Annotated in this window: 27 protein-coding genes and 5 tRNA genes; 6 read left to right on the plus strand and 26 right to left on the minus strand. The window is 67.5% G+C overall.

All coding sequences use genetic code 11. From position 1 onward, the window contains the following. Positions 1-6 precede the first annotated feature (6 nt). Positions 7-513, minus strand: coding sequence for a P-loop nucleotide/nucleoside kinase family protein (locus ACZK0Z_RS15170; RefSeq protein WP_197619664.1), 507 nt, complete (start codon positions 511-513; stop codon positions 7-9). Positions 514-774: 261 nt separating this feature from the next. Here ACZK0Z_RS15170 and ACZK0Z_RS15175 point away from each other — a divergent pair, with 261 nt between their 5' ends. Continuing rightward, positions 775-1,851: an alpha/beta hydrolase family protein gene (locus ACZK0Z_RS15175; protein ID WP_049430629.1), complete on the plus strand. Its 1,077-nt coding sequence runs from the start codon at positions 775-777 to the stop codon at positions 1,849-1,851. Positions 1,852-1,941: 90 nt separating this feature from the next. After that, a complete protein-coding gene (locus tag ACZK0Z_RS15180; RefSeq protein ID WP_049430627.1) occupies positions 1,942-2,142 on the plus strand; it encodes a hypothetical protein in 201 nt (66 codons plus the stop codon). Positions 2,143-2,345: 203 nt separating this feature from the next. On the opposite strand, the gene ACZK0Z_RS15185 is transcribed toward ACZK0Z_RS15180, so the two are convergent. Further along, entirely contained in the window at positions 2,346-2,615 is a 270-nt protein-coding gene (locus ACZK0Z_RS15185) for a hypothetical protein (RefSeq protein ID WP_049430626.1), read from the minus strand. Positions 2,616-2,739: 124 nt separating this feature from the next. Next, positions 2,740-3,444 (minus strand): ArsR/SmtB family transcription factor, encoded by a 705-nt coding sequence (locus ACZK0Z_RS15190; RefSeq protein ID WP_049430624.1) that lies wholly within the window; start codon positions 3,442-3,444, stop codon positions 2,740-2,742. Between the two features lie 105 nt (positions 3,445-3,549). Here ACZK0Z_RS15190 and ACZK0Z_RS15195 point away from each other — a divergent pair, with 105 nt between their 5' ends. Further along, positions 3,550-4,197 (plus strand): flavin reductase family protein, encoded by a 648-nt coding sequence (locus tag ACZK0Z_RS15195; RefSeq protein WP_049430621.1) that lies wholly within the window; start codon positions 3,550-3,552, stop codon positions 4,195-4,197. Positions 4,198-4,201: 4 nt separating this feature from the next. Here ACZK0Z_RS15195 and ACZK0Z_RS15200 read toward each other — a convergent pair whose 3' ends face one another. From ACZK0Z_RS15200 to ACZK0Z_RS15210, 3 genes are all read right to left on the minus strand, one after another. Beyond that, positions 4,202-4,729, minus strand: coding sequence for a DUF4124 domain-containing protein (locus ACZK0Z_RS15200; RefSeq protein ID WP_295548533.1), 528 nt, complete (start codon positions 4,727-4,729; stop codon positions 4,202-4,204). Positions 4,730-4,821: 92 nt separating this feature from the next. Continuing rightward, the gene (locus ACZK0Z_RS15205; protein ID WP_336339773.1) at positions 4,822-5,331 is read right to left on the minus strand and encodes a GNAT family N-acetyltransferase; all 510 of its coding nucleotides are present in this window, start codon (positions 5,329-5,331) and stop codon (positions 4,822-4,824) included. Positions 5,332-5,409: 78 nt separating this feature from the next. Continuing rightward, complete coding sequence (locus ACZK0Z_RS15210) at positions 5,410-5,907, minus strand: GNAT family N-acetyltransferase (protein ID WP_197619660.1); 498 nt, start codon at positions 5,905-5,907, stop codon at positions 5,410-5,412. 107 nt (positions 5,908-6,014) lie between these two features. On the opposite strand from ACZK0Z_RS15210, the gene ACZK0Z_RS15215 reads away from it, so the two are divergent. Continuing rightward, positions 6,015-6,419: an NUDIX domain-containing protein gene (locus ACZK0Z_RS15215; protein WP_049430614.1), complete on the plus strand. Its 405-nt coding sequence runs from the start codon at positions 6,015-6,017 to the stop codon at positions 6,417-6,419. Between the two features lie 72 nt (positions 6,420-6,491). Here ACZK0Z_RS15215 and ACZK0Z_RS15220 read toward each other — a convergent pair. The 3 genes from ACZK0Z_RS15220 to ACZK0Z_RS15230 all read right to left on the minus strand — a co-directional run bounded on the left by ACZK0Z_RS15220 (position 6,492) and on the right by ACZK0Z_RS15230 (position 6,925). Further along, positions 6,492-6,565 (minus strand) — tRNA-Cys (locus ACZK0Z_RS15220). Between the two features lie 66 nt (positions 6,566-6,631). Then, positions 6,632-6,707: transfer RNA gene (locus ACZK0Z_RS15225), tRNA-Gly, on the minus strand. Between the two features lie 142 nt (positions 6,708-6,849). After that, positions 6,850-6,925, minus strand: a tRNA-Gly gene (locus ACZK0Z_RS15230). 130 nt (positions 6,926-7,055) lie between these two features. On the opposite strand from ACZK0Z_RS15230, the gene ACZK0Z_RS15235 reads away from it, so the two are divergent. Both ACZK0Z_RS15235 and ACZK0Z_RS15240 read left to right on the plus strand, forming a co-directional pair. Beyond that, entirely contained in the window at positions 7,056-7,457 is a 402-nt protein-coding gene (locus ACZK0Z_RS15235; protein ID WP_197632312.1) for a hypothetical protein, read from the plus strand. Then, positions 7,450-7,878 (plus strand): hypothetical protein, encoded by a 429-nt coding sequence (locus ACZK0Z_RS15240; protein WP_049429469.1) that lies wholly within the window; start codon positions 7,450-7,452, stop codon positions 7,876-7,878. The genes ACZK0Z_RS15235 and ACZK0Z_RS15240 overlap by 8 nt, the downstream gene beginning before the upstream one ends. A 22-nt stretch (positions 7,879-7,900) precedes the next feature. Here ACZK0Z_RS15240 and ACZK0Z_RS15245 read toward each other — a convergent pair whose 3' ends face one another. The 17 genes from ACZK0Z_RS15245 to ACZK0Z_RS15325 form a co-directional block, all read right to left on the minus strand. Beyond that, positions 7,901-8,821: an HlyD family secretion protein gene (locus ACZK0Z_RS15245; protein WP_197632311.1), complete on the minus strand. Its 921-nt coding sequence runs from the start codon at positions 8,819-8,821 to the stop codon at positions 7,901-7,903. Beyond that, positions 8,818-9,546 carry an ABC transporter ATP-binding protein gene (locus ACZK0Z_RS15250; RefSeq protein WP_049429471.1) on the minus strand — a complete coding sequence of 243 codons (729 nt, stop codon included), beginning with the start codon at positions 9,544-9,546 and terminating at the stop codon, positions 8,818-8,820. Before ACZK0Z_RS15250 ends, ACZK0Z_RS15245 begins: the two co-directional genes overlap by 4 nt. 10 nt (positions 9,547-9,556) lie before the next feature. Next, on the minus strand, positions 9,557-10,696 hold the full coding sequence (locus ACZK0Z_RS15255) for an ABC transporter permease (protein WP_049429472.1): 1,140 nt from the start codon (positions 10,694-10,696) through the stop codon (positions 9,557-9,559). Next, entirely contained in the window at positions 10,693-12,156 is a 1,464-nt protein-coding gene (locus ACZK0Z_RS15260; protein ID WP_197632310.1) for a TolC family protein, read from the minus strand. Before ACZK0Z_RS15260 ends, ACZK0Z_RS15255 begins: the two co-directional genes overlap by 4 nt. Before the next feature lie 369 nt (positions 12,157-12,525). Continuing rightward, positions 12,526-12,601 (minus strand) — tRNA-Gly (locus tag ACZK0Z_RS15265). A 115-nt stretch (positions 12,602-12,716) separates the two neighbouring features. Next, positions 12,717-13,823, minus strand: a complete 1,107-nt coding sequence (locus ACZK0Z_RS15270) for an FAD-dependent oxidoreductase (RefSeq protein ID WP_197632309.1) — start codon at positions 13,821-13,823, stop codon at positions 12,717-12,719. Between the two features lie 138 nt (positions 13,824-13,961). Continuing rightward, positions 13,962-14,037 (minus strand) — tRNA-Gly (locus ACZK0Z_RS15275). Positions 14,038-14,148: 111 nt separating this feature from the next. Continuing rightward, positions 14,149-14,775: a CDP-diacylglycerol--glycerol-3-phosphate 3-phosphatidyltransferase gene (pgsA, locus tag ACZK0Z_RS15280; protein WP_010486073.1), complete on the minus strand. Its 627-nt coding sequence runs from the start codon at positions 14,773-14,775 to the stop codon at positions 14,149-14,151. 18 nt (positions 14,776-14,793) lie between these two features. After that, positions 14,794-16,638: an excinuclease ABC subunit UvrC gene (uvrC, locus tag ACZK0Z_RS15285; RefSeq protein ID WP_049432503.1), complete on the minus strand. Its 1,845-nt coding sequence runs from the start codon at positions 16,636-16,638 to the stop codon at positions 14,794-14,796. Next, a complete protein-coding gene (locus ACZK0Z_RS15290; protein ID WP_049432506.1) occupies positions 16,635-18,047 on the minus strand; it encodes a nhl repeat protein in 1,413 nt (470 codons plus the stop codon). The genes uvrC and ACZK0Z_RS15290 overlap by 4 nt, the downstream gene beginning before the upstream one ends. Further along, positions 18,044-18,532: a low molecular weight protein-tyrosine-phosphatase gene (locus ACZK0Z_RS15295; protein ID WP_049432508.1), complete on the minus strand. Its 489-nt coding sequence runs from the start codon at positions 18,530-18,532 to the stop codon at positions 18,044-18,046. The genes ACZK0Z_RS15290 and ACZK0Z_RS15295 overlap by 4 nt, the downstream gene beginning before the upstream one ends. Next, entirely contained in the window at positions 18,529-19,302 is a 774-nt protein-coding gene (kdsB, locus tag ACZK0Z_RS15300; RefSeq protein ID WP_100443625.1) for a 3-deoxy-manno-octulosonate cytidylyltransferase, read from the minus strand. The genes ACZK0Z_RS15295 and kdsB overlap by 4 nt, the downstream gene beginning before the upstream one ends. Before the next feature lie 74 nt (positions 19,303-19,376). Then, complete coding sequence (gene lpxK / locus ACZK0Z_RS15305) at positions 19,377-20,396, minus strand: tetraacyldisaccharide 4'-kinase (protein WP_049432514.1); 1,020 nt, start codon at positions 20,394-20,396, stop codon at positions 19,377-19,379. Beyond that, positions 20,396-22,144, minus strand: coding sequence for a lipid A export permease/ATP-binding protein MsbA (gene msbA / locus ACZK0Z_RS15310; protein WP_049432515.1), 1,749 nt, complete (start codon positions 22,142-22,144; stop codon positions 20,396-20,398). The genes lpxK and msbA overlap by 1 nt, the downstream gene beginning before the upstream one ends. Continuing rightward, a complete protein-coding gene (locus ACZK0Z_RS15315; RefSeq protein WP_004152323.1) occupies positions 22,141-22,563 on the minus strand; it encodes an ExbD/TolR family protein in 423 nt (140 codons plus the stop codon). The genes msbA and ACZK0Z_RS15315 overlap by 4 nt, the downstream gene beginning before the upstream one ends. A gap of 3 nt (positions 22,564-22,566) precedes the next feature. Beyond that, complete coding sequence (locus ACZK0Z_RS15320; RefSeq protein WP_049432517.1) at positions 22,567-23,229, minus strand: MotA/TolQ/ExbB proton channel family protein; 663 nt, start codon at positions 23,227-23,229, stop codon at positions 22,567-22,569. A gap of 3 nt (positions 23,230-23,232) precedes the next feature. Further along, the gene (locus ACZK0Z_RS15325) at positions 23,233-25,632 is read right to left on the minus strand and encodes a DNA internalization-related competence protein ComEC/Rec2 (protein ID WP_197632308.1); all 2,400 of its coding nucleotides are present in this window, start codon (positions 25,630-25,632) and stop codon (positions 23,233-23,235) included. Positions 25,633-25,634 lie beyond the last annotated feature (2 nt).

The raw sequence follows: 25,634 nt of genomic DNA on the forward strand, positions 1-25,634 counted from the left end.
CCACCCCTACGCCGTATGGCGGATTACCACGAAGCCTTCTTCCCTGGCCGGTGCCACGAAGTGACGGGTGATCTGCTCGAATTCCTCATCGCTGGCCTGGAAGGGATGCTCGCCGCGCGCATTGCGTGCACGCAGCCGCGCCTTGCAGACTTCGTCGGCAACATCGAGGAAGTGCAGTTGATGCGCGGCGCCCACTGGCGAGAACACCTCACGCGCCCACGCGCGGGTGGCGGGCGTGTTGAAGGGAAAATCGAGCACCACCGAAACGCCGGCCTGCAGCAGCGCACGCAGATGATCGGTCAGCACGCTGCGCAGCGTGGCTGCGCGCTGCAGATAATCCGCGATGGAGTGGATTTCGCCCGGGTGCAGCGCTGCCAACCATGCGTCCTCGCTGATCAGCACGTGGTGCGGCCTCGCCACCAGTTGCCGCGACAGCGTGGACTTTCCTGCGCCAATCTTGCCGCACAGCAGGTGCAGGGTTGCGCCGTCGGCGGCGGGTGAAGGGTATTGCATCTACGATCTCCTCGGTGGATTCCAGTTCCCGGGAGAGCGCTGCGTGCAATCCGCCTTCCCGGGCGGGTTGCAGGGCCGTAACGACCGCGCGCTACCCCGCCTTCCCGTGGGGAATGCGGATAATCGACGCGGTGACATGCGGGGCCATGCCGCCAGCGTAGAGCGCCGCCTCTTCGGCCCGCAACCCCCTGCGGCAGTGCAGCGCGCGCAACGTTTCATTGGCATCTATGCTCGGCGCCATTCCCGCATGGAATGACCACGATGCGCCCCTTGCTTCGATGTGCCCTCGCCCTTGGCCTGCTGCTTCCTTCGACGGCATTGCTGGCAGCACCACCCTCGGCGCCACGCACGCTCAGCGGCGAGCTGCAGGGCGCCCCCTGGCGGCTGGATGTACCGGCAGACTGGAACGGCGACCTGGTGATGCTGGCCCACGGCTATGAGCCCGTGGGCGTGCCGCGCACCATGCCAATGGCCGCCAACGACAGCACGGCAGCGCTGCTGGGCGCCGGTTACGCCGTCGCGCAGAGCGCGTATTCCGGCCAGGGCTGGGCGGTGGCTGATGCGGTCAACGACATGGAACACCTGCGACACCATGCGCTGGGTGAACTCAAGCGCGTGCAGCACACCTGGATGCTCGGCTTCTCGATGGGCGGCGCCGTGACCATCGGCAGCCTCGAGCGCTTCCCGCAGCACTATGCCGGTGGCGTGTCGCTGTGCGGTGCCAATCTCAGTGGCGAACAGATCGCGGCCGACCTGCTGACCACGCTGGTCGCGTTCGATTATTTCTTCCCCAAGGCGGAGGGGCTGCCGGGCACCGGATTGGCATCGCGCGAAGCGGCCCTGCTGCCGCAGGGTGAGCTGTACCAGGGAATCGCTACTGCGCTGCAGCGCGACCCGGCGCATGCCGCGTTGCTGGCGCAGCGGCTGCAGGTCTCCCGCGGCGAAGTGGCCGGCACGATCAGCCTGCACGCCCTGGTCCTGCATGAACTGGCCACACGCAGCGGTGGCATGCCGGTCGGCAACAGGGGCGTGGTCTACAGCGGCTTCGGCGATGACTCCGCATTCAATGCCGGGGTGCAGCGCATCGAAGCTGTACCCGCCGCGCAGGCCAAGGTGCGCGCGACGCTGGCGCTGACCGGCGCCCTGAAGCGCCCGCTGGTGATCCAGTTCAACCACAACGACCCGACCATCGTGCCGCACATGCAGACGGCGTATCCGCAGTTGGCCGCACACGCCGGTGCGCGGCCAGCGCCACGGGTACTGCCATCGGTGGGCGAAGGGCATTGTGGCTTTTCGGAAGCACAGGTGGTCGACGCCTTGAAGGCGGTACAGCACTGAGACCAGCGCGTGCCGCAGCGCATCAGGACCGTCCAGCAAGTGCTGCTATGGTGGCCCGGCCCATTGACGGGCACACAAAGGACTGACGTGATGATCAAGACGACCTTGAAGACCGTGATGCTCCTTGGCATGGCCGTGACCGGCCTGGCCTTCGCTGCAGATTCCTGCGAGTTCTGCACCCTGAAGTACGAGCAGTGCCTGCGTACATCACATGGACCGCTGGGCAAGACCTCCGAGCAGTGCCTGGCCGAATACAAGCTGTGTCGTGAAATGGACTGCCCGTCGCCCTGACCGGTGTCCGGCCGGCTCCTTCGGGGGCCGGCTCAGCCCACCTGTTCGGCACGCCCGAAGGCGAATGGCTGGGCTTCGACACGTCAGTCTCGTTCGGCCGACAGGGGCTTGGCCTGACCCGCACGGTGCTGCACGATGCGCGCGGTCCAATTGGCACGCTTGACCAGGCCTTGACCGTGCGCCCGTTGCCGCAACAGGCCGGATCAACCGCCCAGCGTGCCCATCGTGAAGGTGTAGCCGGAGCTCATCAGGAATTCGCGCATGCGCATTTCCGCCCGCCGTGGCGAGGCCAGGTTGGCCGGCGCATACAGTGCATACACCAGGCCCGATCCCTCGATATGCTCGCGGCGGACCTCGCAGCGAGCGGTCTCCGAGGCAATCACCCATCCGTCCTTCAGCCGCTCCGGTCCAATGGATTGCCCGTTCTTCAACCGGAAGGTCAGCCAGCGCACATCTGCCAAGATTTTGCTCATTTCCGATTCGCTCCGTGCCCGAAGCGACCCGTGATGTCCTTGCTCGCCATTGCAGCTCCCTGAGACGTGGAACTCGACCATAACGCCTTGCCATGTCGTGGGTGACTGAGACTGGACGGGCACCTCAGGTCGCCAGGTTGAACAGCCGCCACAATGCCTCACGCCCCGGTGGGGTCAGGCGCAGTTCCCGGCGGCCTTCCACGCGCCGAAGCCAATCGTTGTTCACGAAACTGTCCAGCATCGCCTCACCGACCAGGCCTGCCAGGTGCGGGCGACGTTCGGTGCAATCCAGGCAGCCACGGCAATAACGCGCCGGCTTGGCCACCACCGGCTGCCGCAGAAGCTCGCGCAGTGGCTGGCCCAGCCCGCCGAGGAATGCGGCGCCTTCGGCGCTGATCCGCCAATGCCCTTCGCAGGGCAGCACATGCCCCACCTGCAGCAGGCGATCGGTGATGGCTACCGCGTGCACACCGGCCAGGTGCCGATAGCAGGAACGCGCCTCGCGCAGCGCGGGCATGCTGCGCGCGGCCGCAGCGGTACACGAGGGGGTACGGTCGGCCACGCGCAGGATGCCTTCGAGCATCTCTGCCACCTCGCTTGACGCCAACCGGTGATAGCGATGCCGCCCCTGCGCCAGCGCCACCAGCAGATCACCTTCGACCAGCCTGCGCAGGTGCATGCTCGCCGTCTGCGGGGTCACACCGGCCACGTGCGCCAGCTCCGTTGCGGTGTAGGCACGCCCGTCCATCAACTGCAGCAGCATGGCCGCGCGTGCCTGGTCACCGACCAGGGCGCCGACACTGACAAGGGAACCAGAGGTGTGGACCATGCCGGGATTGTGGCACGCCCACCTGTGCAGACACTTCGATGCAGACCGAAGCTTCGGTGCCCGCAACCACGCCACAGTGGCCGTCCCGCCACCGTGAGATCCACCGTGAACACCGCCTCGATCCAGCGCCGCCGCATCACCCCATCGGTCCTGTACCCGGGCACGCCCGTGCTGCTGATGACCACGTTGAATGACGATGGCAGCAACAACATCAGCCCGCTTTCTTCGTTCTGGGCACTGGGCAACCGCGTGGTACTGGGCCTCGGCACGCAGGGCCAGGGCTATCGCAACCTGCAGCTGCGCAACCAGTGCGTGCTGAACTTTCCCTCATCCGCGCAGGCCGCACAGGTCGAGGCCATCGCCAGAGCGACCGGCTGCAACCCTGTGCCGGCCGCCAAGCAGGCGATGGGCTACGTGCACGTGCGTGACAAATTCGCGCTGGGCGGGTTCAGCCCCGTCGCATCCACCCACGTTGCGCCGATGGCGATTGCCGAATGCCCGTTACAGGTGGAGGCCAGCGTAATGGCGATGCATCCGCCCGGCGAGGATGATGGCCAGGGCTTCGTGATCGTCGAAGCCCGCATCCGCTGCGTGCATGCGCACGAAGACATCACCGTGGACGGCACCCAGCACATCGATGTGGCGCGCTGGAAACCATTGATCTACCTGTTCCGGCACTACCTGGGTGTAGGAGAGCCGGTCGGGCGCAACTTCCGCGCGGAAACGCCCATGCGCGCGTCTACCGCGCAGTGACCAGTCAATTCGCAGGGGCGGTCGAACTGCTGAACTTGTCGCGCACCGACCGCTCACGTTCGCGCCGGACCGATGCACACTGTTCGCGCGCGTTCGACATCTGCGTATCTGCTGCAACGCGCTCAGCGCTCAACGACTGCTGCAGGCTGGCGATCTGTGCACGGATGCCGGAGTCCTGTGTCGCGCCGGCCAGGTTGGTGCCCGCCGCAGCAAGTTGATGGTTCAGCTCGGCGACCTGCCGGCCAACCTGCTGGCTGCGGGACTCCAGCGGACCGTAGATGCGCGAGCGCTCACCCTGCACGCAGTTGCGCTCGGCGATGCCGGCGTCGGCCAGTTCGGTGTTCTGGTACACCGCCGCGCGGTTCGATGCCTCCCCCGCCGTTTCCGTGGAGGAACGGCTGGAACGCAGCTTCATGGGTTCAGCGCCGGCAGCACAAGGATTCTGGCTGTACACCGTTTCGCCGGATGCGCCCTTGCACTTGTAGACCTGGGCCGATGCCAACGGGGCACACCCCAGCAGGATCATCGCCATCACTGCCTTCCCTTTCATCCTGCACCGCTCCCTGGTTCATTGGACAACCGCCACGATACGGTGGTTTGGTGGCGACTGCACGCTGGCGCCATTCAGACCGTTTCGCCCTGCAGATCGAGCACATCCGTGGTCCAGCGGCGCGCTCCCAGCGTGGCCACCATGCCGCCGCGATAGACGAACCGGCGTGCTTGACCGTCTTCAATGAAGCAGGTCTCGTTCTGCATCGGCACATAGCCCGCAGAAGCATAGTGCCGATGATCCAGAGCGAACAGCACGGCGAAATCGATACCGTGCAGGCGCAGCTCTGCATGGGCCGCTTCGATCAAGCGCGAGGCAACGCCTTGCCGGCGAACGTCGGCACGCATCACCACGCCGCCGATCAGGCCGATGCGTTCCGGCTCGCCGTCCAGCAGTGCATTGCGTTCGTACAGTGCGAGGTGGGCGATCACGTGATCACCTTCCATCGCCAGGACCAGAGCGACCGGCCCCGGGATGGCGTAGCCCTCGCCCTGCATGTCCGGGAAAGCCTCGCGGAGCAGATCCACCGCCTGCTGACGGTGTTCCGGCGCCACGCGCTCCCTGCTGGATACCTGAACGTGCATTGCCCTGTCTTCCTGGAACCGGTGCCCAGCCTCATCGTGCCACGGAAACATGACCATGCCCGCGGTAACGTTTCGCTGTCAGTGCAGCGTGATCCAGTACGAAACGATATCCGTGTAGCTGCCCTCGCGCTTGACTGCCCGCGGCTCCCTTCCGAGTGCGCTGAAACCCAGCGATTCATACAGCCTGCGCGCGGCAGTATTGTCCGCCAGCACCGTCAGGGTGACCGATTCAATGCCCTCGGCGCGCGCAGACGCAAACGCAGCACGAAGAAGCTGGCGGGCGACACCCTGGCCACGATGGTCGGTGCCCACATGGACACTGTGCACTTCCGCCGTATGCCGTCGCGCCATCCGCATCGGGCGTACGTAGCGCAGGAAGCCCGCAAGCATGCCGTCGATGAAAGCGCCGAAGTAGCGCGTGCCAGGATCAGCAAGTTGGATGCGCATCACGTCTGCCGTCTCATTCTGCGCTTCGGCCAGCGTGGACAGGAACGCAGCGGGCGACTCGCCAAGCGCCTGCAACCGTGCCTGCCAGAGAATGTCGGCGTCGTCAGCACCAAGCTGCCGGATGAGCATGCGACACACCTGCGAGGTTGTTGATACACAGGCGCCCAGCCTAGCGCGGGTCCGCCTGATGCGACGTGCATGCGAGAATGAAGAACGTCCCTTCTTCACCCAACGCCATGACTGAACTGCAGATTCCCCGCGTGGGATGTGGCGCCGTCGTCCGTGATGCCGACGGCCGCATCCTGCTGATCCAGCGCGGACGCGAGCCGGAGCGCGGGCACTGGGGCCTGCCCGGTGGAAAAGTCGACTGGATGGAAACGGTGGAGGCTGCCGTGGTCCGTGAAATCCGCGAGGAGACGGCGCTGGAAGTGACGTTGCTGCGCCTGCTGTGCGTGGCCGATCATTTCGAGCCGGCGCTTGCGCAGCATTGGGTCGCGCCGATCTTCGAGGCACGGGCATCTGCCGCTGCCGAGGCCTCCATCCAGGAACCGGGCGTGCAGACCGGGCTGGGCTGGTTCGCGCGGGATGCCCTGCCCCAGCCGCTGACCCAGGCCACGGTGCAGGCGCTGGCCATGCTGTAGCGGGCATCGATCCGGGCGCGTGCCGGTATCCAGGCAAACAAAAAGCCCTGACCGGAGTCAGGGCTTTTCAATTGGAGGCCTCAAGCGGAATCGAACCGCTGTAAACGGATTTGCAATCCGGTGCATAGCCACTCTGCCATGAGGCCAACGTACTGCGCGCCAGGAACGTAGCCCTGACAAGACAAAACCCCAAGATGGGGCCTGTCGGAACATGGAGCGGGAAACGAGACTCGAACTCGCGACCTCAACCTTGGCAAGGTTGCGCTCTACCAACTGAGCTATTCCCGCGTAAGCCGACATGCTACCGGAAATCCGGAAAACACACCAGCGATTTCACCTTTCTAACTGCGCGTAAAGCCTTGTGGCCCAACGTGCCCCGCCTTGCCGTGGCGGGAGAAAAACAAGGCCCCTACCGGGGCCCTGTAGAATCTGGAGCGGGAAACGAGACTCGAACTCGCGACCTCAACCTTGGCAAGGTTGCGCTCTACCAACTGAGCTATTCCCGCAGATTCCATTCGACCTGTGTCGAAGGAGCGCTATTGTGTCCAAATTCCTTCACGCCGTCAACAGTCTTCACATCATGCGGTCACAGGCGTCCGCGCTGGGGTACGCTGCCCCGCCCGGCCCGGTTCGCCCATGTTCCTTCGCGGCACGCCCCTGTTGATCGCCCTGCTGCTGCACCTGCTGGTGGCCCTGCTGTACTGGGCACTGAAACCACTGGGAATGAACGGGTATCGCGACCATTTCGGCTTTACGTCACATCGTGACATCGGCCTGGGCATCGCCCAGTTCCATCTGTTCTGGATGTTCATTGGCGCCCAGCCGCTGATTGCGGTGCTGCGGCCGCTGTTCGCCAAGCTGCTCGTGCTGGCCATTCCCTTGGCATTCGCAACCTGGACGCTGATGCACAACCATCCGCTGCGCCTGCTGTACTTCACGGTCGGGCCGGGTTTGCTGGCACTGGCCGCGATCGCCATATCCGTGCGCCATGCATCACGCAGCCACTTGCCCACCACCACGGACACCGCCGATGCCTAGACGCTACGTCCGCCTGTTCTGGTTGCTGGTTGCATTGACCTGGCTGGCGTTGATCGCAGCGCTGGTCAACGCCGGCTTCACCCCGGACTACTGGCTGCTGCATCGCCTGGAAGGCGCCGAGCTGCCCTACCCAACCAGCACCGTCATCGTGTTCACGCTGCTGGGCACGGTCGAGCTGGTGGTGGCCGCCTTGATCGTGCGGCCCTGGAAACTGAAGCGGCTGTGGTTGCGCCTGCTGATCGCCTTCGCGCTGCTGCTTGTGTGGTCGGTACCGTGGATGCTGTCGGCGATGCACCAGCCGCCCGTACACGGTATGCACCTGCTGTGGTTGCTGCTGCTGGATGTGGGCCTGCTGCTGGCGCTGTGCGTGGTGTCGGCGGTGAGCGCATGGCGGGCACTCAGGCGTCGAAAGGGTTCATAAGCGCCCCGACACAACGCCAGGCCTACTTCCGGAACTCCACCCGCACATGCTGGCCGAAGCGCGCCTTGGCCTCGCCATCGAACTCCAGCACGCACTCCACCACCTTGGCCACGCCGCGCCCTGCGTCTTCAGGCAGGCGTGCCTGCGCGAACACCGGGCTGATGCGCACCACGCGTGCAGTTGGCAGCGTGCCGGTGCTTTCGGCGCCATCGCTGTCCGGCACCACCGTGGCCTGCATGCCTACCTGCACGGCATCGGCATAGGCGGCGCTGAGTTCGGCACGCACCTGCAGCGGGCGCGCCGGCAACAACGAGATCGCCGGCTTGCCCGCCTGCACGAAGGCGCCAAGGCCCGGCACCTGGCCGACCACCGTGCCGGCTTCCGGCGCACTCAGCGACATCTGCTGCAGTTTCAGCCTGGCGTGTTCCAGCTTGTGCTGGGCCATGTCGACCTGCGCACCGGCAACGTCGACATCGGCACGTACGCCGGCCAGCTGCTGCTTGGCCGCATCGGCCTGCTGGTTCGAGGACACACCTTCGCTGGCGCCCGTAGACAGGCGGGTGGCGTTGCGCTCCAGTTCGCGCAGCTGCGCCTGGCTGCCCTTCAGGCGGTCATTGGCCAACGCCAGGTCGGCGGTGGCCATTGCCACTTCCTGCTGCAACAGGGCGCCATCCAGCGACAGCAGCAGCTGCCCCTTCTTCACCACGGCGCCTTCCTTCACCGGCGCAGCGGTGATCGAGCCATCCACCGGTGGCGCCAGTGCGATCAGCCCGCCTTCGACGTCGATGATGCCCCGCGCCACGGCGACCTTGCCGGCGACGACAGTACCCGACTTGCCTGAGGGTGCCGATGCGGGGGGGGGCGCTTCCCTGGAACAGGCACCGAGCAGCAATGCCGCCGACAGGGCCAGGCTGAGGGGAAGCAGGTTCGACGTCTTGGTCATGGGGCGGACTCTACAGTTTCGTTCTGGCGGCGGTCATCACGGACCATGCCGTCTTCCATGGCGATCACCCGGTCGGCATGCCGGATCAGACGCGGATCGTGGCTTACGCACAGCACGGTGGCGCCATGCGCACGTGCGTAGCGATGCAGGATATCGATCACGCGCTGGCCGTTCTCGGCATCCAGCGCGCTGGTGGGCTCGTCGGCGAAGATCAGCGTCGGCGACTTGGCAAACGCGCGGGCCACAGCAACGCGCTGCTTCTCACCGCCGGACAGCTGCGCCGGGCGCATGTGGCTGCGATGGCTGAGGCCGACTTCTTCCAGCGCACGGCGCGCCAGCGGTTCGCTTTCGCGATTGCGCATGCCGCGGTAGCCCAGTGGCAGCTGCACCTGCTCCAGCGCGGTCAGCGCCGGGAACAGGTTGAAGCCCTGGAACACGAAACCGACATGGTGCAGGCGGAAACGCTCCACTTCGGCGCGGCTCATGTGGCCCACATCCTGGCCGAGTGCATGCACGCGCCCCCCATCGGGGGCGGACAGGCCGGACAGCAGTGACAGCAGCGTGCTCTTGCCGCATCCGGAAGGGCCGGATACCAGGGTCAGCTCGCCGGGATAGATGTCCAGCGACAGGCCACGCAGCACCGGCACCTGCACATCGCCGGACATGAAGCCCTTTTCCAGTGCGTCGGCCCGCAGGGTCGGAGCGACGGCGCGTGTAGAAGTCATCAGCCGGTCCTCAACGCAGCAGCAACGATGGATCGGAGCGGACCACGCTGCGCACCGCCATGATGCTCGACAGCATGGCCATCACCGCGACCAGCGCCACGCAGCCGAGGATCACCATCGGTGTCAGCTGGACCGGAACGCGCTGGGTCTGCGCAATCAACAGCACCACCGTGCTGAAGGCCGCCGCCAGCAACATGCCGACTCCGCCGATCAGCAATGCCTGCTCGAACACCACGCGCGCCAGCGCATAGCGACCCGCACCGAGCGCATTGAGCGTGGCGTACTCGCGTACCGATCCGGCCACCACCGACGCGAACGACTGGTTGGTGATCACCGCGCCGACGAAGCAGACGATGACCGCCATGAACAACACCGCGATACCCGCGCCGGTATCGAACAACCAGTACTGCTGAGAGCGGCTGGCGAATTCCGGTGCGGTCCAGAGCTCGACCGGTGTGGCCTGGCCCATCGACGCCGCAAGGCGGTCACGCACGCGATCGGCCAGTTCCGGCGAGCGCACGCCCGCCACGAAATAGGTACTGCCCTCATGCGGGTCGGTGCCGGCGATGGCGCGCGCGGTATCCAGCGAGGCCAGCACGTTGACGCCACCAAGACCACGCAGCCCCGGCTGCGCGGCAACCACACGCACGGCCTTGCCGTTGATCCACGCGCGGTTGCTCTGCAGGTCCACGCCGAGCGTATCCAGGTCGGCGCTGTCCACGATCACGGCCCCCGGTTCACGCAGCTGTGCACGCAGATCGGCCGGCAGGATGCGAGCGAACATCATCGCGTCGTCGCGGGTGGAGATGCCGGACAGGTAGACCGACACATTGCCTGTACCCTGCGCACTGGAACGCCACTCGCCATCCACCCACTCGTAGGGTTCGACGCGGGTGACATCCGGGTCCATGCGCAGGTAGCTTTCAACATCCGCGCTGATCGCATGGCCGTAGTTGACGCTCTGGGTACCGGGGAAACCGGCCCAGATATCGGCCGAGGACGCCTTCACGTAGATCGCGGCGGTGCCGAAGATGCCCAGCACCAGTGCCGCCTGCACGATCAGCAGCACACCGGCGAAACACATCGCCAGCACCACCGGCAGGAACCGCCGCCACTCATAGGCCAGGGTCTTGCGGGCCAGCGCGATCATTGCGAAGCGTCCTCACCCTCGACCGGCAGCGGTGCGCCGCCCAAGGCGCGGTACAGCGAGGCGAACGCCAGTACGCGCGCGCCCTGCGCGGCGATCAGGTCGCCCTGCGAGGCCAGCGCCGCACGCTGCGTGTCCAGCCCATCGAACTCGCTGGACAGGCCCAGCTGCACCTGCCGCGCCTGGCGCTTGACCTGCTGGCCAGCAGCATCATTGGCCGCACGCAGCGACTGGATGCTGCTGTCCTGGCGAGCCAGGCTGCCCAGCGCGCCTTCCACTTCACTCACACCCTCCAGCACCGCCTTGCGGTAGCCGAGCAGCGCGGCATCGAGCTGCTTCTCATCGGCATGGAAGCGCGCGCGGCGCTGGCCCCAATCCCACAGCGGGATGTCGATGTATGGGCCGATCGACGGGCTGGAATCGGAATTGGAGCGCGCGTTCTGGGTGAGGTTGTAGGCGTACAGGATCGAGCCGCCGAGGCTGACCCGCGGATACATTGCCGCGCGGGCGGAGCCCTTGCTGGCGGCGGCCTGCATCACCTCCGATTCGGCCAGCAGGATCTGTGGCCGGTGGCGCAGCAGATCCGCAGGCACCTGCTGCAGCGAGAACGTGCCCAGCCTCGGCGGCGCGCGGTATGCGCGCCAGGCCGGATCTGGACCGTCACGGCCCAGCAGCAATGCCAGCGCGCGGGCCGCGTTGTCAGCGTTTTCCCGAGCCTGTGCGACGGCGGCGCGGGTGGCGGCCTGGCGTGCACGCAGGCGGTCCAGTTCGCCCGGCTCATCCAGTCTCAGCCGTTGACGGATCAAGGCCAGCTGCTCGCCGCGATCATCCACGGCCTGTTGCCGGGCCAGCAGGTCCTGCTGGGCCTGTGCCACGGTCAGGTCCAGATAGCTGCGCACCACGTCGGCGATCACCGCGACCTGCGCGGCGCTACGCAGCGCCTCGGCATTGCCGGCCGAGGCCTGCGCGCCCAGCTGCGCGCTCTCGGCGGCACCGAACAGGCCCAGGTCCCAGATCGCTTCGATGCCGGCATGGAAATAGGTATCGACCGCAGCAGCGTCCTGCACCTGCTTGGCGCTGGCCGAGATTTCCGGCAGGAAGCGCGAGTCCGAGGTGCCGGCGACGATCCGCACGGCCTGCAGCCGCAGCGTGGCCTGCTGCAGGTCGAGGTTACCGGCGATGGCCTGGTCCACCAGGCCGTCCAGCGCCGGGTCGGCCAGCACCTTCCACCACTGCCTGGCATCCACCGCCACGCCCTGCCCCTGCGGCACCTGGGTCCAGGCGCTGGGCGTGCGATCAGGCAGATCCGGGATGGACACCGACATGCAGCCAGCCAGGGCCAGGCTTGCCAGCAGCGCGGAGGGGCGCAGCACTGCCTGCAGGGAGAATCCGCGCCCGGTCCTGGGCACTGCCACTGGAGTGATACGCCTGACCACCAGCCCGCCAACGTGTAGAAGGAGCATGAAGGCTACCGTGCGATTGTGGAGCGAACATGGAGAAATGGTCCGAAAAAGGTCACAGCACGCGTGCGGTTCAGGCAACGATGCCATTGGCCTTTCGCCAGCCTTTCACTGCATGCGACGCACGGAACGCTGGTGCGACATCCAGGCCATTGCGTCTTGTTGCCACCTTCCCCGAGCCCCGCGCCTGCGGCCATCCCCACGACCGATACGCCCCGCTATTCCGATTGCGACACTGACGTCGGATTCGTCACGCTTGGCCACTGATATCATGCCCGCCATGAAGATGCCGTGGCGCGACTGTAGCGGCCCTGCCGGCCAACTTCATGACAAACGAAAAACGCCCCCTTGCGGGAGCGTTCCTCTTGAATCTGGAGCGGGAAACGAGACTCGAACTCGCGACCTCAACCTTGGCAAGGTTGCGCTCTACCAACTGAGCTATTCCCGCAGATTTCGTTCGACCTGCGTCGAAGGAGCGCTATTGTGTCGATATTGCTGCGCGGCGTCAACAGGAATTTTCACGTGAGTGAAGGACGGTGTTCAGACGCCCCCACCTGCTCTCTTCACGTGCGCACACCACGGCGGTGGAAGTAGACCTGCTCGGCGATGCGCCGCGTAGCCGCCGTGTGCAGCAGTGCGTTGAGCGGCCAGTCGGCCTGCAGATGATCCATCGCCCAACGCAGCAGGTATTTGCCGTGAAATGCAGGCGCGGCCTGCCGCGCCACCCGTTCGGCGTCCGGCCCCTGGCCACGCAGATGGCGGGCAATCGCCTCGCCGACTGCCCAGCCGTGTCGCCATGAGGAGTGGATGCCGCCGGCCGAGAGCGGCGAGACGATGCCGACCGCGTCGCCGGTCAGGATCACGCGCTGGCCGGTGATCGGCCCGTCCGGCCGGCCGCAGGGCACCAGGCCGGCGCGGGTGGCCGAGGGACGCGCCGAAGGCGGAATGCCGACCACGTCGCGCACGTGATCGAGGAAACCATCGATGTCCGGCCGCCGCACCTGTTGCGGGTCATGACGCAACGCCAACCCGACCTGCAGGCCGGTTGGATTCTGCGCGACCCAGCCGATGTAACCCGGCGCGTAGCGCTTGCTGACGAAGCAATGCAGCGCATCGCCCTGCGTCACCTGCAGGCCGGCGAACTCACGTTCGACGCCGTAGAGGTTGTCACGCACCTGGCCGAGCCCGGTGCGCTGTGCCACGCGTGAGCGTACGCCGTCAGCGCCAACCAGATAGGCACATCGCCCTGACCCATCCACCAGCCAGCCGTCACCATTGCCATGGGCATCGGTGAAGGACTGCTGCAGGCGCAGGTCGACACCGTTCGCGCGCAGCTCGCTGGCCAGCCAGCGCATCAGGTTCGGCGTATCGGTGGTGAGGAAGTAGTAGCCCGGCGCGGCGAGCAACACGCTGCGAAGATTGGGGGCATACAGGCGCACGTTCGCGACCCGCTGCACCAGATGTCCGGGCATGCGCCCCAGCCAGGTCTGCTCCATCGCTTCCTTCACCACGATGCCGGTGGTGTGCAGGCGCTCACCGGGGTCGGCCTTGCGTTCCAGCACGCAGACACGCAGGCCGTATTGGGCGGCCGCCAAGGCGCAGGCGGCACCGGCGAAACTGGCGCCGACGATGACTACGTCGTGGTCGTAGGCGGAGGGCGTGTGGGGCATTGCTGCATCGTCCTGGAGGAACACAGATGCAGCTTCGAGCGGGGGCGTGGTGAGACGAAGAAGTGGCGGTGAAGTGGGAATGAAGCGCGCAGTACGCAAACGAAAAACGCCCCCTTACGGGAGCGCTTTTCTTGAATCTGGAGCGGGAAACGAGACTCGAACTCGCGACCTCGACCTTGGCAAGGTTGCGCTCTACCAACTGAGCTATTCCCGCTTGGGAGGCGAAATTTTACCTATTCCAAGGATTGCGTCAAGCGCTTTTTTCAGGGTCTGGGAGGCGCCTTGCACCACGTATCCACGCCATGCGTGGATCCGACCCCGTGCCTCAGTTGCCCAGCTTCTTCTGTCGCGAGCGCTCGCGTGCGGCGCGTTCGTCTTCGCGCAGGCTCGGCCAGGCGGCGTGCAGGTACTGCAGGCCCGACCACAACGTCAGCACTGCGGCAATGGCCAGGGTCCAGTCGCCGATGTGGAACACCGGCCAGCCCATCCAGATGTCTTCCACCGGCACGTTCGGCGCCACCGAATACAGCAGGCACAGCAGCGCGACCATCTGCGCGGTGGTCTTGACCTTGCCGATCATCGCCACGCGCACCTTGGCGCGCTGGCCCAGTTCGGCCATCCACTCACGCAGCGCCGACACCGCGATCTCACGACCCACGATCACCGCCGCCCAGAACGCCATCCACGGCGTCGGGTGGCCCTGCACGATCAGGAACAGCGCCACCGCCACCATCAGCTTGTCGGCGACCGGGTCGAGGAAGGCACCGAAGGCCGACTCCAGCTGGTAGCGGCGGGCGATCCAGCCATCGAGCCAGTCAGTGATCGCGGCCAGGCCGAAGATCGCCGCCGAAGCGAAGTTGGTCCAGGTGTAGGGCAGGTAGAACACCAGCACCAGCACCGGGATCATCACGATCCGCAACAACGTCAGCCAGGTGGGCAGGGTCAACTTCATGCTTGCGTGCTTCTCTCTCTACTCGGCCGCATCAGGCGTGGCCAACCCGTGCAGGTTAGCGTAGATACGTGCCGCGAGGGCGTCATTGATGCCTTCCACCTTGGCGATTTCCGCTTCGCCAGCGGCTTTCAGGCCCACCAGGCCGCCGAAATGCTTGAGCAGGCTGGCACGGCGGCGCGGCCCGATGCCGGGGATGTCCTCCAGCTTGCTGGTCATCCGCGCCTTCTGGCGGCGGCCGCGGTGGCCGGTGATGGCGAAGCGGTGGGCCTCGTCGCGCACCTGCTGGATGAACTGCAGCGCCGGGTTGGCCGCGCCGGGGCGCAGCTCGCGGCCGTCGGGCATCACCAGCGCTTCGTGGCCGGCGCGGCGCTCCACGCCCTTGGCCACGCCCACCAGCAGAACGCCTTCCACGCCCAGGTCGGCCAGCGCGGCCTGCGCCTGTGCCAGCTGACCGGCGCCGCCGTCGATCAGCAGCACGTCCGGCAGCACACCCTGCTCTTCCACTGCACGGCGGAAGCGGCGGTCGATGGCCTGGCGCATGGCGGCGTAGTCATCGCCCGGCTCGATGCCGCTGATGTTGAAGCGGCGGTACTGCGCGCGCACCGGGCCGGCGGCATCGAACACCACGCACGACGCCACGGTGGCCTCGCCCAAGGTGTGGCTGATGTCGAAGCATTCCACGCGCTTGACCGGCTCGGCCAGGCCCAGCATGTCGCGCAGCGCATCGCTGCGCGCGTGCTGCGCATTGCGGCTGTTGAGTTCAGTGGCCAGCGTCAGCTGCGCGTTGCGGCTGGCCAGTTCCACGTAGCCGGCGCGCTCGCCGCGCACGTTCCACTTCAGCTGCACCTTGCGTTCGGCCGACGCGGACAGCGCGGCGACCAGCAGGTCGGCATCGGGAATCTCGCGGTCCAGCAGGATCTCGCGCGGCGGCTCGAATTCGATGTAGTACTGCGAGACGAACGCCGCCAGCACTTCCTCGGGGCTTTCCTCGCCATTGGTGCGCGGGAAGAACGGACGGGTGCCGAGGTTGCGGCCATCACGGAAGGCCAGCAGCAGCACGCAGGCCTGCGAGCCCTGCATGGCCACCGACAGCACGTCCAGGTCGGCGGCGCGGCCATCCACGTACTGGCGGGTCTGCATGCTGCGCAGCGAGGAGATCAGGTCACGCAGGCGCGCAGCCTGCTCGAATTCCAGTGCCTCGCTGGCGGCCTGCATCTGCTCGCCCAGCTCGCGGGTCAGCTCGTCGCTCTTGCCTTCCAGGAACAGCGCGGCGCGACGCACCGATTCGGCGTACTCGGCAGGCGCCACCAGCTCCACGCAGGGCGCGCTGCAGCGGCCGATCTGGTATTGCAGGCACGGCCGCGAGCGGTTGCGGAACACACTGTCCTCGCAGCTGCGCAGCTTGAACAGCTTGTGCATCAGGTTAAGGGTTTCGCGCACCGCAGTGACGCCGGGATACGGCCCGAAATAGCGCCCGGGAATGGCGCGCGGGCCGCGATGCAGGGCGATGCGCGGCCAGTCCTCGCGGGTCAGCAGCACATGCGGATAGGTCTTGTCGTCGCGCAGCGAGACGTTGTAACGCGGCGACAGCGACTTGATCAGCTGGTTTTCCAGCAGCAGCGCCTCGGCCTCCGAGCGCGTCACGGTCACGTCCATGCGCGTGATCTGCGAGATCATCGACATGATCCGCGCATTCTTCGGGCTGCCGTTGAAATAGCTGCCGACGCGGTTGCGCAACGCACGCGCCTTGCCGACATACAGCAGCGTGTCGTCGGCGGCGTACATGCGGTACACGCCGGGGGCGGTGCTGAGCTGGGCCGCGAAGGCCTTGCCGTCGAAGGCCGGGGCGGGAACGTCGGTCATTCGCTGATCGATACTTCGCTGAGCACGCCACTGTCGGGATCGAAACGCAGCACGGCGTGGGCGTCGGTCTCAGCGATCCACACCGCGCCTGCACCCACCGTCAGGCCGGCCGGGCCATGCAGGCGCCGCGGCAGCGGCTGGGTGGTCAACTCACCGCCGCCGAGGCGCAACGTGCGCAGGCGGCCGTTGCCGGTGTCGGCAATCCACAGCAGCGGCGCATCCGGACTGAGCGCGATCGCCTGTGGGAACTGCAGGCTGGCCTGCGCGCGCGGGCCATCTTCGTCACCGAAACGCCAGGGACCCTGCCCGACCAGCGTCTGCACCAGATCCCCGCGCAGCTGCAGTGCACGGATCGAGGAGCCCAGCGCATCGGCCACGTACAGCACCTGCTGCACCACGGCGAGTGCAGTCGGTTGTGCGAATGCGGCCAGGTGGCCGCTGCCATCACGCTCGTCGATGGCACCGCTGCCGGCGCGCCACTGCAGGCTGCGCTGACCCAGGTGGTAGCTCCAGATGCGGTTGTCGCCGGCCATGGCGATGTGCAGCTGGTTGTCGGCGATGGCCAGGCCGACCGGGTGGTCCAGCGAGACCTGCCGCGCCTGCACGACTGGGCCCTCCACCGGCGCGCCGGGGCGGCCATTGCCGCACAGCGTGTCGACGATGCCGGTCAGCAGGTTGATGCGGCGCACGGCATGGTTGCCGGTGTCGGCCACGTACAGCGCATCGCGCTCCAGCACCAGCGCCTGCGGGCGATGGAACGCCGCTTCGGCGAGGTTGCCGTCCATGAAATCGGCCGTCCCCAGCCCGAATTGGCGCAGGATGCGCCCGCCGTGGCTGCATTCGAGGATGCGGTGATGGCCACTGTCGGCGATGTACAGGCGTTCGGTGCTGACCGCCAGGCCCAGCGGGAAACGCAGTGCCTGGCGCGGCTCCGGATGCAGCTCGGCACCGCCGCGCGGCGGTGCCGACGGCGCACCGTGGCACAGCGCATTCAACGCACGCTCCAGGTCTCCCGGAGCACCCAGCCCGACCAGCCGTTGCTGTTCGCGACCCTGCGCGTCCAGCAGGACCACGGTCGGCCACGATGTAATGCCGAAGCGACGCCAGCCATCCCAGTCGGCATCGAGCAGGACCGGCATTGACAGCCCCTGGCGACGCAGCAGTTTCAGTGCGGCGCCGGCGTCACGCTCGAAATCGAAGCGGGGTACCTGCAACACCAGTGGCTGCAGCATGCCAGGGTGACGCGACAGCCATTGGCCGAATTCGGCCAGGCGCTGCGCGCTCCAGGCAGAAGCGGCGTTGACGAACAACAGGGCCACCGGCCGACCGCGCAGTTCGGTCAGGGTGCAGGGGGCGGCATTGAGCCAGGTGGCGAACTCGGGCAGGTCCGGGACGGGCTGGACGTTCATGGCCCGATTATGCCGGAGTCGGCGTCATGCAACAGTCGTGCCACTGCACGTTTTGCAGCATTGTCGACCAGCGTCCAGACCTGTTCAAAGTGATCGCTGCCGCCGGTGTAGGGATCCGGGATGGCCACCTGCCCCTCCCCGCCCGACCAGGGCAGGTACAGCGCCAGCCGCTCACGCTGGGCAGGTGCCACCAAGCGTCCCGCATCCCGCAGGTTCGCCTCGTCGGCGCACAGGATCCAGTCGAAACGGTCGAAATCCGAGGCGTGCAGCTGGCGCGCACGCAGGCCGCCGATGTCCACGCCGTGCCCGGCCGCGCAGGCGATCGCGCGCCGGTCCGGCGGCTCGCCGACATGCCAGTCGCCGGTGCCGGCCGAATCCACCTGCACCCGCCCCGCCAGCGGTGAAGCGTCCAGGCGTGCGCGCAGCGCACCTTCGGCCATCGGCGAACGGCAGATGTTGCCGAGGCAGACGACCAGCAGCCTCATCGCGCGGCCAGCGTCTGCAGCAACGCTTCGGCACGCTCCAGGTCCTCGGGCGTGTCGATACCCGGCGGGAACGGCTCCGGCGAGATCGCCACGCTGATCGGGTAACCCGCCTCCAGCACACGCAGCTGCTCCAGCGATTCGACCTGCTCCAGCTGGCCCGGTGGCATCGCGGCGAACTGCTGCAGGAAACCGGCGCGGTAGCCGTAGATGCCGATGTGGCGCAGCCAGGCATGGCCTTCCGGCAGCGCGTCGCGGCTGCGCGCGAAGCCATCGCGGTGCCAGGCGATCGGTGCACGGCTGAAGTACATGGCCTCCTTGCGTGCGTTGCGTACCAGCTTCACCACGTTCGGGTCGAACAGGGTCTGCGCGTCCTCGACGGTCGTGGCCAGGGTCGACATGGGCGAGCTGCCGCCGACCAACGCTTCGGCCACCGCACGGATGCCGGCCGCAGGCGCGAACGGTTCGTCGCCCTGCAGGTTGACCACTACGGTGTCGTCGGCCCAGCCGGCGATGCGTGCGCACTCGGCCAGTCGGTCGGTACCAGAGGCATGCGAGGTGGCGGTCATCGCGACCTTCACCTCGGCCAGCCCGGACAGCGCGTCGGCAATGCGTTGATCGTCGGTAGCAACCCATACCTCGCCAGCGCCGGCCTGCAGCGCGCGGCGCGCCACGTGCAGCACCAGCGGCTCACCGCCCAGCAGGCGCAGCGGCTTGCCCGGCAGGCGAGAGGCGGCATAGCGGGCCGGAATGGCGACAACGAATTCAGTCATGGGGCGATACTCGGCAGGCTCGTTACAACGGGGGTGCGGCCGGCGGCGCGTGAATGCAAGCGCCGCCGCGCCACTCAGTTCGGTCGCAGCTTGTCCAGGCGGTCAGTCAGCGCCACCCAGAACGCAGCAGGCAGTTCGGCACGCAACGGCACCGCGTAATGCCAATCGTTGCCGAACGCGCGGCATTTCACTGCGTCCTTCTCGGTCATCAGCACCGGCAGCTGGCTACCGAAGGACAGATCCTGCGGCTGGTAGGCCTGGTGGTCGGCGAAGGCATGCGGGACCACGCCGATGCCACGCGCGCGCAGCATGTCGAAGAAGCGCTGTGGATGGGCGATGCCCGCCACCGCATGAACACGCTGGCCCTTGAAGTACGACAACGGGCGCGCGCGGCCACCGGCCAACGGCTGCGCACTGTCGATGTGCAGGGCCATCGGCCACTGGCCGAAACCGCAGGCCTGGGCCGCGGTTTCCTCATCGGCCTGGCCCAGGTTGACCACACGGAAATCGCATTCGCCGGCACGGCTGACCGGCTCGCGCAGCGGTCCGGCGGGAATCATCCGGCCGTTGCCGTAGCGCCGCTGGGCATCGACCACTTCGATCTCGATGTCGCGCGCCAGCCGGTAGTGCTGCAGGCCGTCATCGCAGACGATCACATCGCAGCCGGCCTGGATCAGTGCCTTGCCTGCGGCCACGCGGTCGGCGTCCACGCGCACCGGTACGCCGGTCTTCCAGGCGATCAGCACCGGTTCGTCACCGCCCTTGGCAGTTGGCGTGTCGGCCTGCACCCACAGCGGCTTGTCGGCGTCTTCGCGGCCATAGCCACGGCTGGCGACGCCCGGCTTCCAGCCGGCCGCGCGCAGGCGCTCGACCAGGGCGATGGTCAGCGGTGTCTTGCCGGTGCCACCGGCGGTGATGTTGCCGACCACGATGACCGGCACCGGCAGCGTGTAGCGCTTGCGCCAGCCGCGCCGATAAGCGCGGCGACGCAGCGCGGTGACGCCGGCATACAACGGTGCCAGCAGGCGCATCGCCCACGGAACCGGGCTGCCGTCGTACCAGTACGGCGGGGTCTGGGTACCCTTGCCAGCCATCAGTCCTGCCTTTCGCGGAACTGCATGCTGTGCAGATGCTGGTACAGGCCACCCATGGCAAGCAGCTCCTTGTGGGTGCCCCGTTCAACGATGCGGCCGTGGTCCATCACCAGCACCAGGTCGGCATGCTCGATGGTCGACAGGCGGTGCGCGATCACCAGCGTGGTGCGTTCGGGCATCAGGCGCTGCAGCGCGTCCTGCACCAGTCGCTCGGATTCGTTGTCCAGCGCGGCGGTGGCTTCGTCGAGGATCAGGATCGGCGCGTCACGCAGGATCGCGCGGGCGATCGCCAGGCGCTGGCGCTGGCCGCCGGACAGCAGCGCGCCATTCTCGCCGACCGGGGTCTGCAGCTGCTGCGGCATGCGCGCGATGAACTCCCACGCATTGGCTGCTTCGGCCGCCGCACGGATCTGCTCCTCGCTCGCTTCCATGCCATAGGCGATGTTGGCCGCGATGGTGTCATCGAACAGCATGACCTTCTGCCCGACCATCGCCACCTGCCGACGCAGGTCGGCCAACGGATAGTCATCCAGCGCGACGCCATCGAGGGTGATCACACCACCGCTGGGCTCATAGAAGCGCGGCACCAGCCGGATCAGGCTGGTCTTGCCACTGCCGGAACGACCCACAATGGCGGTGACCGTACCCGGCTTGGCCACGAAACTGATGTCGTCCAGGGCGATGCCGCTGTCCTCGCGGTAGCGCAGCATGACGTGGTCGAAGGCCAGCTCGCCACGCACGCGCTGCACGTTGTTGCGGCCCTCGTCACGCTCCACCTGCATGTCGAGGATGCCGAACAGGCGCTCTGCGGCGGCCACGCCGCGCGAAATCGAGGTCTGCACGCTGGTCAGGCGGCGCAGCGAAGGAATGATGGCCATCATCGAGGTCATCAGGCCCATGAACTGGCCGGCATTGAGGCGGCCGGCCAGCGCTTCGCGGGTCGATACCCAGACGATCACCGCCAGCGCCAGTGCGGCCAGGAACTGCACCACGCTGGACGCCGCCGCTCGGGTGACTTCCACCTTCATGTTCAGCGCCAGCATGCGGTTGGCCAGGCGCGAATAGCGCGAGATCTCATGCTGCTGGGTGCCGTGCACCTTCACTTCCTGCTGTGCCGCCAGCGACTGTTCGGCGGTCTGCGCCATCGACCCCATGCCGTCCTGGATACCGCGGCTGATGCGGCGGTAGCGCTTGCCCACGTAGGACACGATCACGCCGATCAGCGGCACCACCACCAGCATGGCCACGGTGACCTTGACGCTCATCTGCAGCATTACCGCCAGCATGGCGATGATGGTCAGGGTGTCGGCGACCACGGTCTTGAGTGCGTCGGCACTGGCCTGGGTGACCTGTTCGGTGTCGAAGTTCAGGCGGCTGACCATCACCGGCGTCGCTTCGGTATCGAAGTGTGAGGACGGCAGGTGCAGGTACTTGGCCAGCACCTGTTCGCGCAGGTCGCGCACCACGCTGCGGCCGGTCTTGGCCAGCGCATAGTCGCTCACCCAGGTGGCGAGGCTGCGCATCAGGAACAGGCCGAGGATGGTCAGCGGCAGGATCACCGCCATGCGCGGTTCCGGGTTGACGAAACCACGGTTGACCAGCGGCTCCATCAACTTCGTGAAGTGGTAGCCCGCCAGGGCTTCGACCACCATGGCGATGACCGCGGCCACCATGAACACCCAGTAGGCGCGGGTGTACCCCAGCAGGCGTTTGTAGATCGGCCACACCGGCGCGTGATTGGAACTCATGGACGCACCTCGGGTGCTGTTGCAATGGCAATACGGCGGAAGCCGAGCTGACCCAGCGCGTCCTGCGCGGTCACCACAGCCTGGTAGGGAGTGCGTGCGTCGGCGCGCAGCAGCACGGTCTGCTCGCGATCGCTGCCGGCCACGGCGGCGATGGTCTGCTTGACCGACTCGACGTCGCTGCGCAGCACTTCCTGGTCATTGATGAAGTAGCGGCCTTCGGCGTTGATCAGCACGCTGAGCGAGCGTGGCGGCTCGTTGGTCTGCTGCTGGCTGGCGGTCGGCAGCTGCACCTGCAGCGTCGAACGCGCGTCGAAGGTGGTGGTGACCACGAAAAAGATGATCAGCACCAGGATGACGTCGATCAGCGGCACCAGGTCGATATGCGGCTCATCCTGGGATCGGTCGTTGCCGATACGCATCGATCAGGCCTTCGCCGTGGCGGCGCCGGCCTGGCGCGCGGCCGGGGCCGGGTTCATCACCCCGGGGCGGCCGTCGAGCGTATCCAGCAGGGCACTGGCTTCCTGCTCCATCTCCACCACGTAGCCGTGGATGCGGCCCTTGAAGTAGCGATGGAACATCAGCGCCGGGATCGCCACGATCATGCCGGTGGCGGTGCACACCAGCGCCTTGCCGATGCCGCCGGCCAGCTGGTTCACATCGCCCACGCCGTGGTCGAGGATGCCCAGGAACATCTGGATCATGCCGATCACCGTGCCGAGCAGGCCCAGCAGCGGGCCCGCCGAGGCAATGGTGCCCAGTGCGTTCAGGAATCGCTCCATGCGGTGCACCAGGTGGCGGCCGGTGTCTTCGATGCGCTCGCGGATCTGGTCGCGCGGGCGGTTGCGGGCTTCCAGTGCGGCAGCCAGCAGCGCCCCCAGCGGCGAGTTCGCCCGCAGGGTCTGCAGGTGGGCAGGGTCGAGCTTGCCGCGAGCGGCCCAGTTGCGCACTTCCTGGCCGAGGCCGGGCGGCAGCACTTCAGTCCGCCGAAGGGACCAGAAACGCTCCAGGATGATCGCCAAAGCCAGTACGCCCAACAGCAGCAGCGGCACCATCGGCCAGCCACCGGCCTTGACCAGTTCCCACACGTTTCAACCCTCCGGCCCAACGGCCGCTTGTTCGATCGGCGATAGGATAGCAGCCGACCGCGCCCGCCCAGCGGCATCCCACCACCGGGATGCATGGATGCGCTGTTCACGCAGCTGCAGGCCTTGTGCGCCAAGCCATACGCGGATCGCCCCGGAGTCGGCCGTGGCCAGCACTTCCGCGCCTTGCGCCTGCCAGCGCTGGACCACCTCCTGGCGCGGGTGGCCGAAGCGGTTCCGGTGCCCGGCCGAGACCACCGCCAGCCGCGGCGCCACCGCCGCAACCCACGGCGCACTGGAGCTGCCGCCGCTGCCATGGTGCGGCACCAGTACCACGTCCGCCTTCAGCGCGTGCGGATACGCCTGCAGCAGCGCCCCCTCGGCCGGTCGACCAATATCGCCGGGAAGCAGCACCACGCCGTGGCGGCTGGCAATGCGCAGCACGCAGCTGTCTTCGTTTTCGGCCTGCCGGCTGCCCGGCGCGGGGTGCAGGACCTGGAAATCGACCCCATCCCACTGCCAGCGCATCCCCTGCTGGCACGGGGCAGCCCCGGCGATGGTGCTGCCGGGCGGCGCCAGCAGTTGCAGCCCGGCCAGCTGCCGGCGCAGGCCGGGCAGGCTGCCGATGTGATCCCGGTGGTCATGGCTGAGCATCGCCTGCTGCGGTGGCCCCTGACCGAGCGCACGCAACGCCGGAACCAGGATCCGCTCGTTGCCGTCACCACCGGTCGGCGGTCCAACGTCGTACCAGAGCGCGTGCCGGGCCGTGCGCACCAGCACCGCCGTGCCCTGGCCCACATCGTGCACCAGCAGCTCCAGCTCGCCGTCGGCAGGGGCATGCCGTGCCGGCCACAGCAGTGGCAGGCACAGCAGCAGGCCAGCAAGGCCACCGCCGGCACCGCGCGGCAGCAGCCACCAGAACACGCCCAGCAAGGCCACCGGTACCGCCCAGCGTGGCGCCTCGGCCAGCCACCACATCGCCTGCGGATGCAACGCCAACGGCTGCAGGGCCTCCCAGCTGAGCTGGAACAGCCAGGCCGCGGCGCGCCAGGCCCAACGCCCCGCGCCGTCATGCAGCACGTGCAGGCCGGTACCGAGCAGCGACAGCGGAACAACCAGCATCGTCCACCACGGGATGATCGGCAGATTGACCAGCGGCCCCAGCCGCGCGGTCCCGCCAAACAGCGCAACGCACAGCGGCAGCAGGCCGAGGCTGGCAACACCCTGCGCGGCAAGGAACCCGCGCAGCCCACCACCGATGCCCTCCGGCCCCGTCCTCGGCAGGCACCAGAGCAGCCACAGCACGCCGCCGAAGCTCAGCCAGAATCCAGCCGAGAGCACCGACAGCGGCGCCGGCAGCAGCATCACCATCGCGGCCAACGCCAGCCCCTGCCCTGCACCGACCGGGCGACGTCCGGCCCTGGCCAGTGCGACCAGCCCGATCATCAACGCCGCGCGCACCGTCGGCAGTGCACCACCCGCAGCTACCGCATAGGTGGCTGCGGCAAGCGCCGCTCCACATGCGGCGGCCTGCGGCCGTGGCCAGTACCGTCCCAGCAGCGGGCACAGCCACCACGACAGGCGGCACAGCAGCACGCCGAAGCCCGCGACCACGCCCACGTGGAAACCGGAAATGGCGACCAGATGGGTCAGGCCCAACGCGCGCAGGTGTTCCCAGTCGGCATCGGACAGGCCACGGGTATCGCCCAGTGCCAGCGCCTGCACGAACCGTGCGGCAGGATGTGCCACCTGCACGGCGATCGCGGCACTGCTGCGTTCCCGCCAGGCCTGCAGGCCCTGCGCCGGCAGCCACTCGCGTGCACTTGCCGGATCACGCACCGAGGCATTGCCGGAGATGCCCCGCAGCACGGCGTGGCGCTCGCCATCGAAGCCACCGGGATTGATCCGTGAACGCGGCGCCCGCACGCGCAACGACAGTTCCCAGTACGCCCCGGCGCGAACCCCATGGCGTCCAGCATCCGGACCACCTTGCGGAGGCCCGCGCCACGGATCGTTCCAGGTCACCTGCAGGCGCTTGCCACGCAGCGATCGCACGGCTTCGGCATCTTCCACATGCAGCACGAAACGCGTGTAGCCGGGCCCCTGCTGCGGAAGGTCGGCAACCCGGCCCCGCACCTGCACGTCCTGCGGCGGCGCGCCGGGCGCAAGTTGGCCGTGCAGGACCCAGTGCCCGTGCAGTGTGGCCCATGCCAGGCCGAGCAGGGTCGCGGCCCACGCACGGCCGCGCCAGCGCAACAGCCAGCCGCTGGCGCCGGCGACCGCCATCGGCGCACTCAGCCAAAGCGGCAGCAACACCGGCATCTGCACGCAGGCCAGCGCCCCCAGCACCAGGCCTGCGGCGCAGCCAAAGCCAAACAGGGCCGGGGCGGAGCGATCGGGAACCATTC

The organism is Stenotrophomonas sp. 116085_Sma (assembly GCF_056479585.1).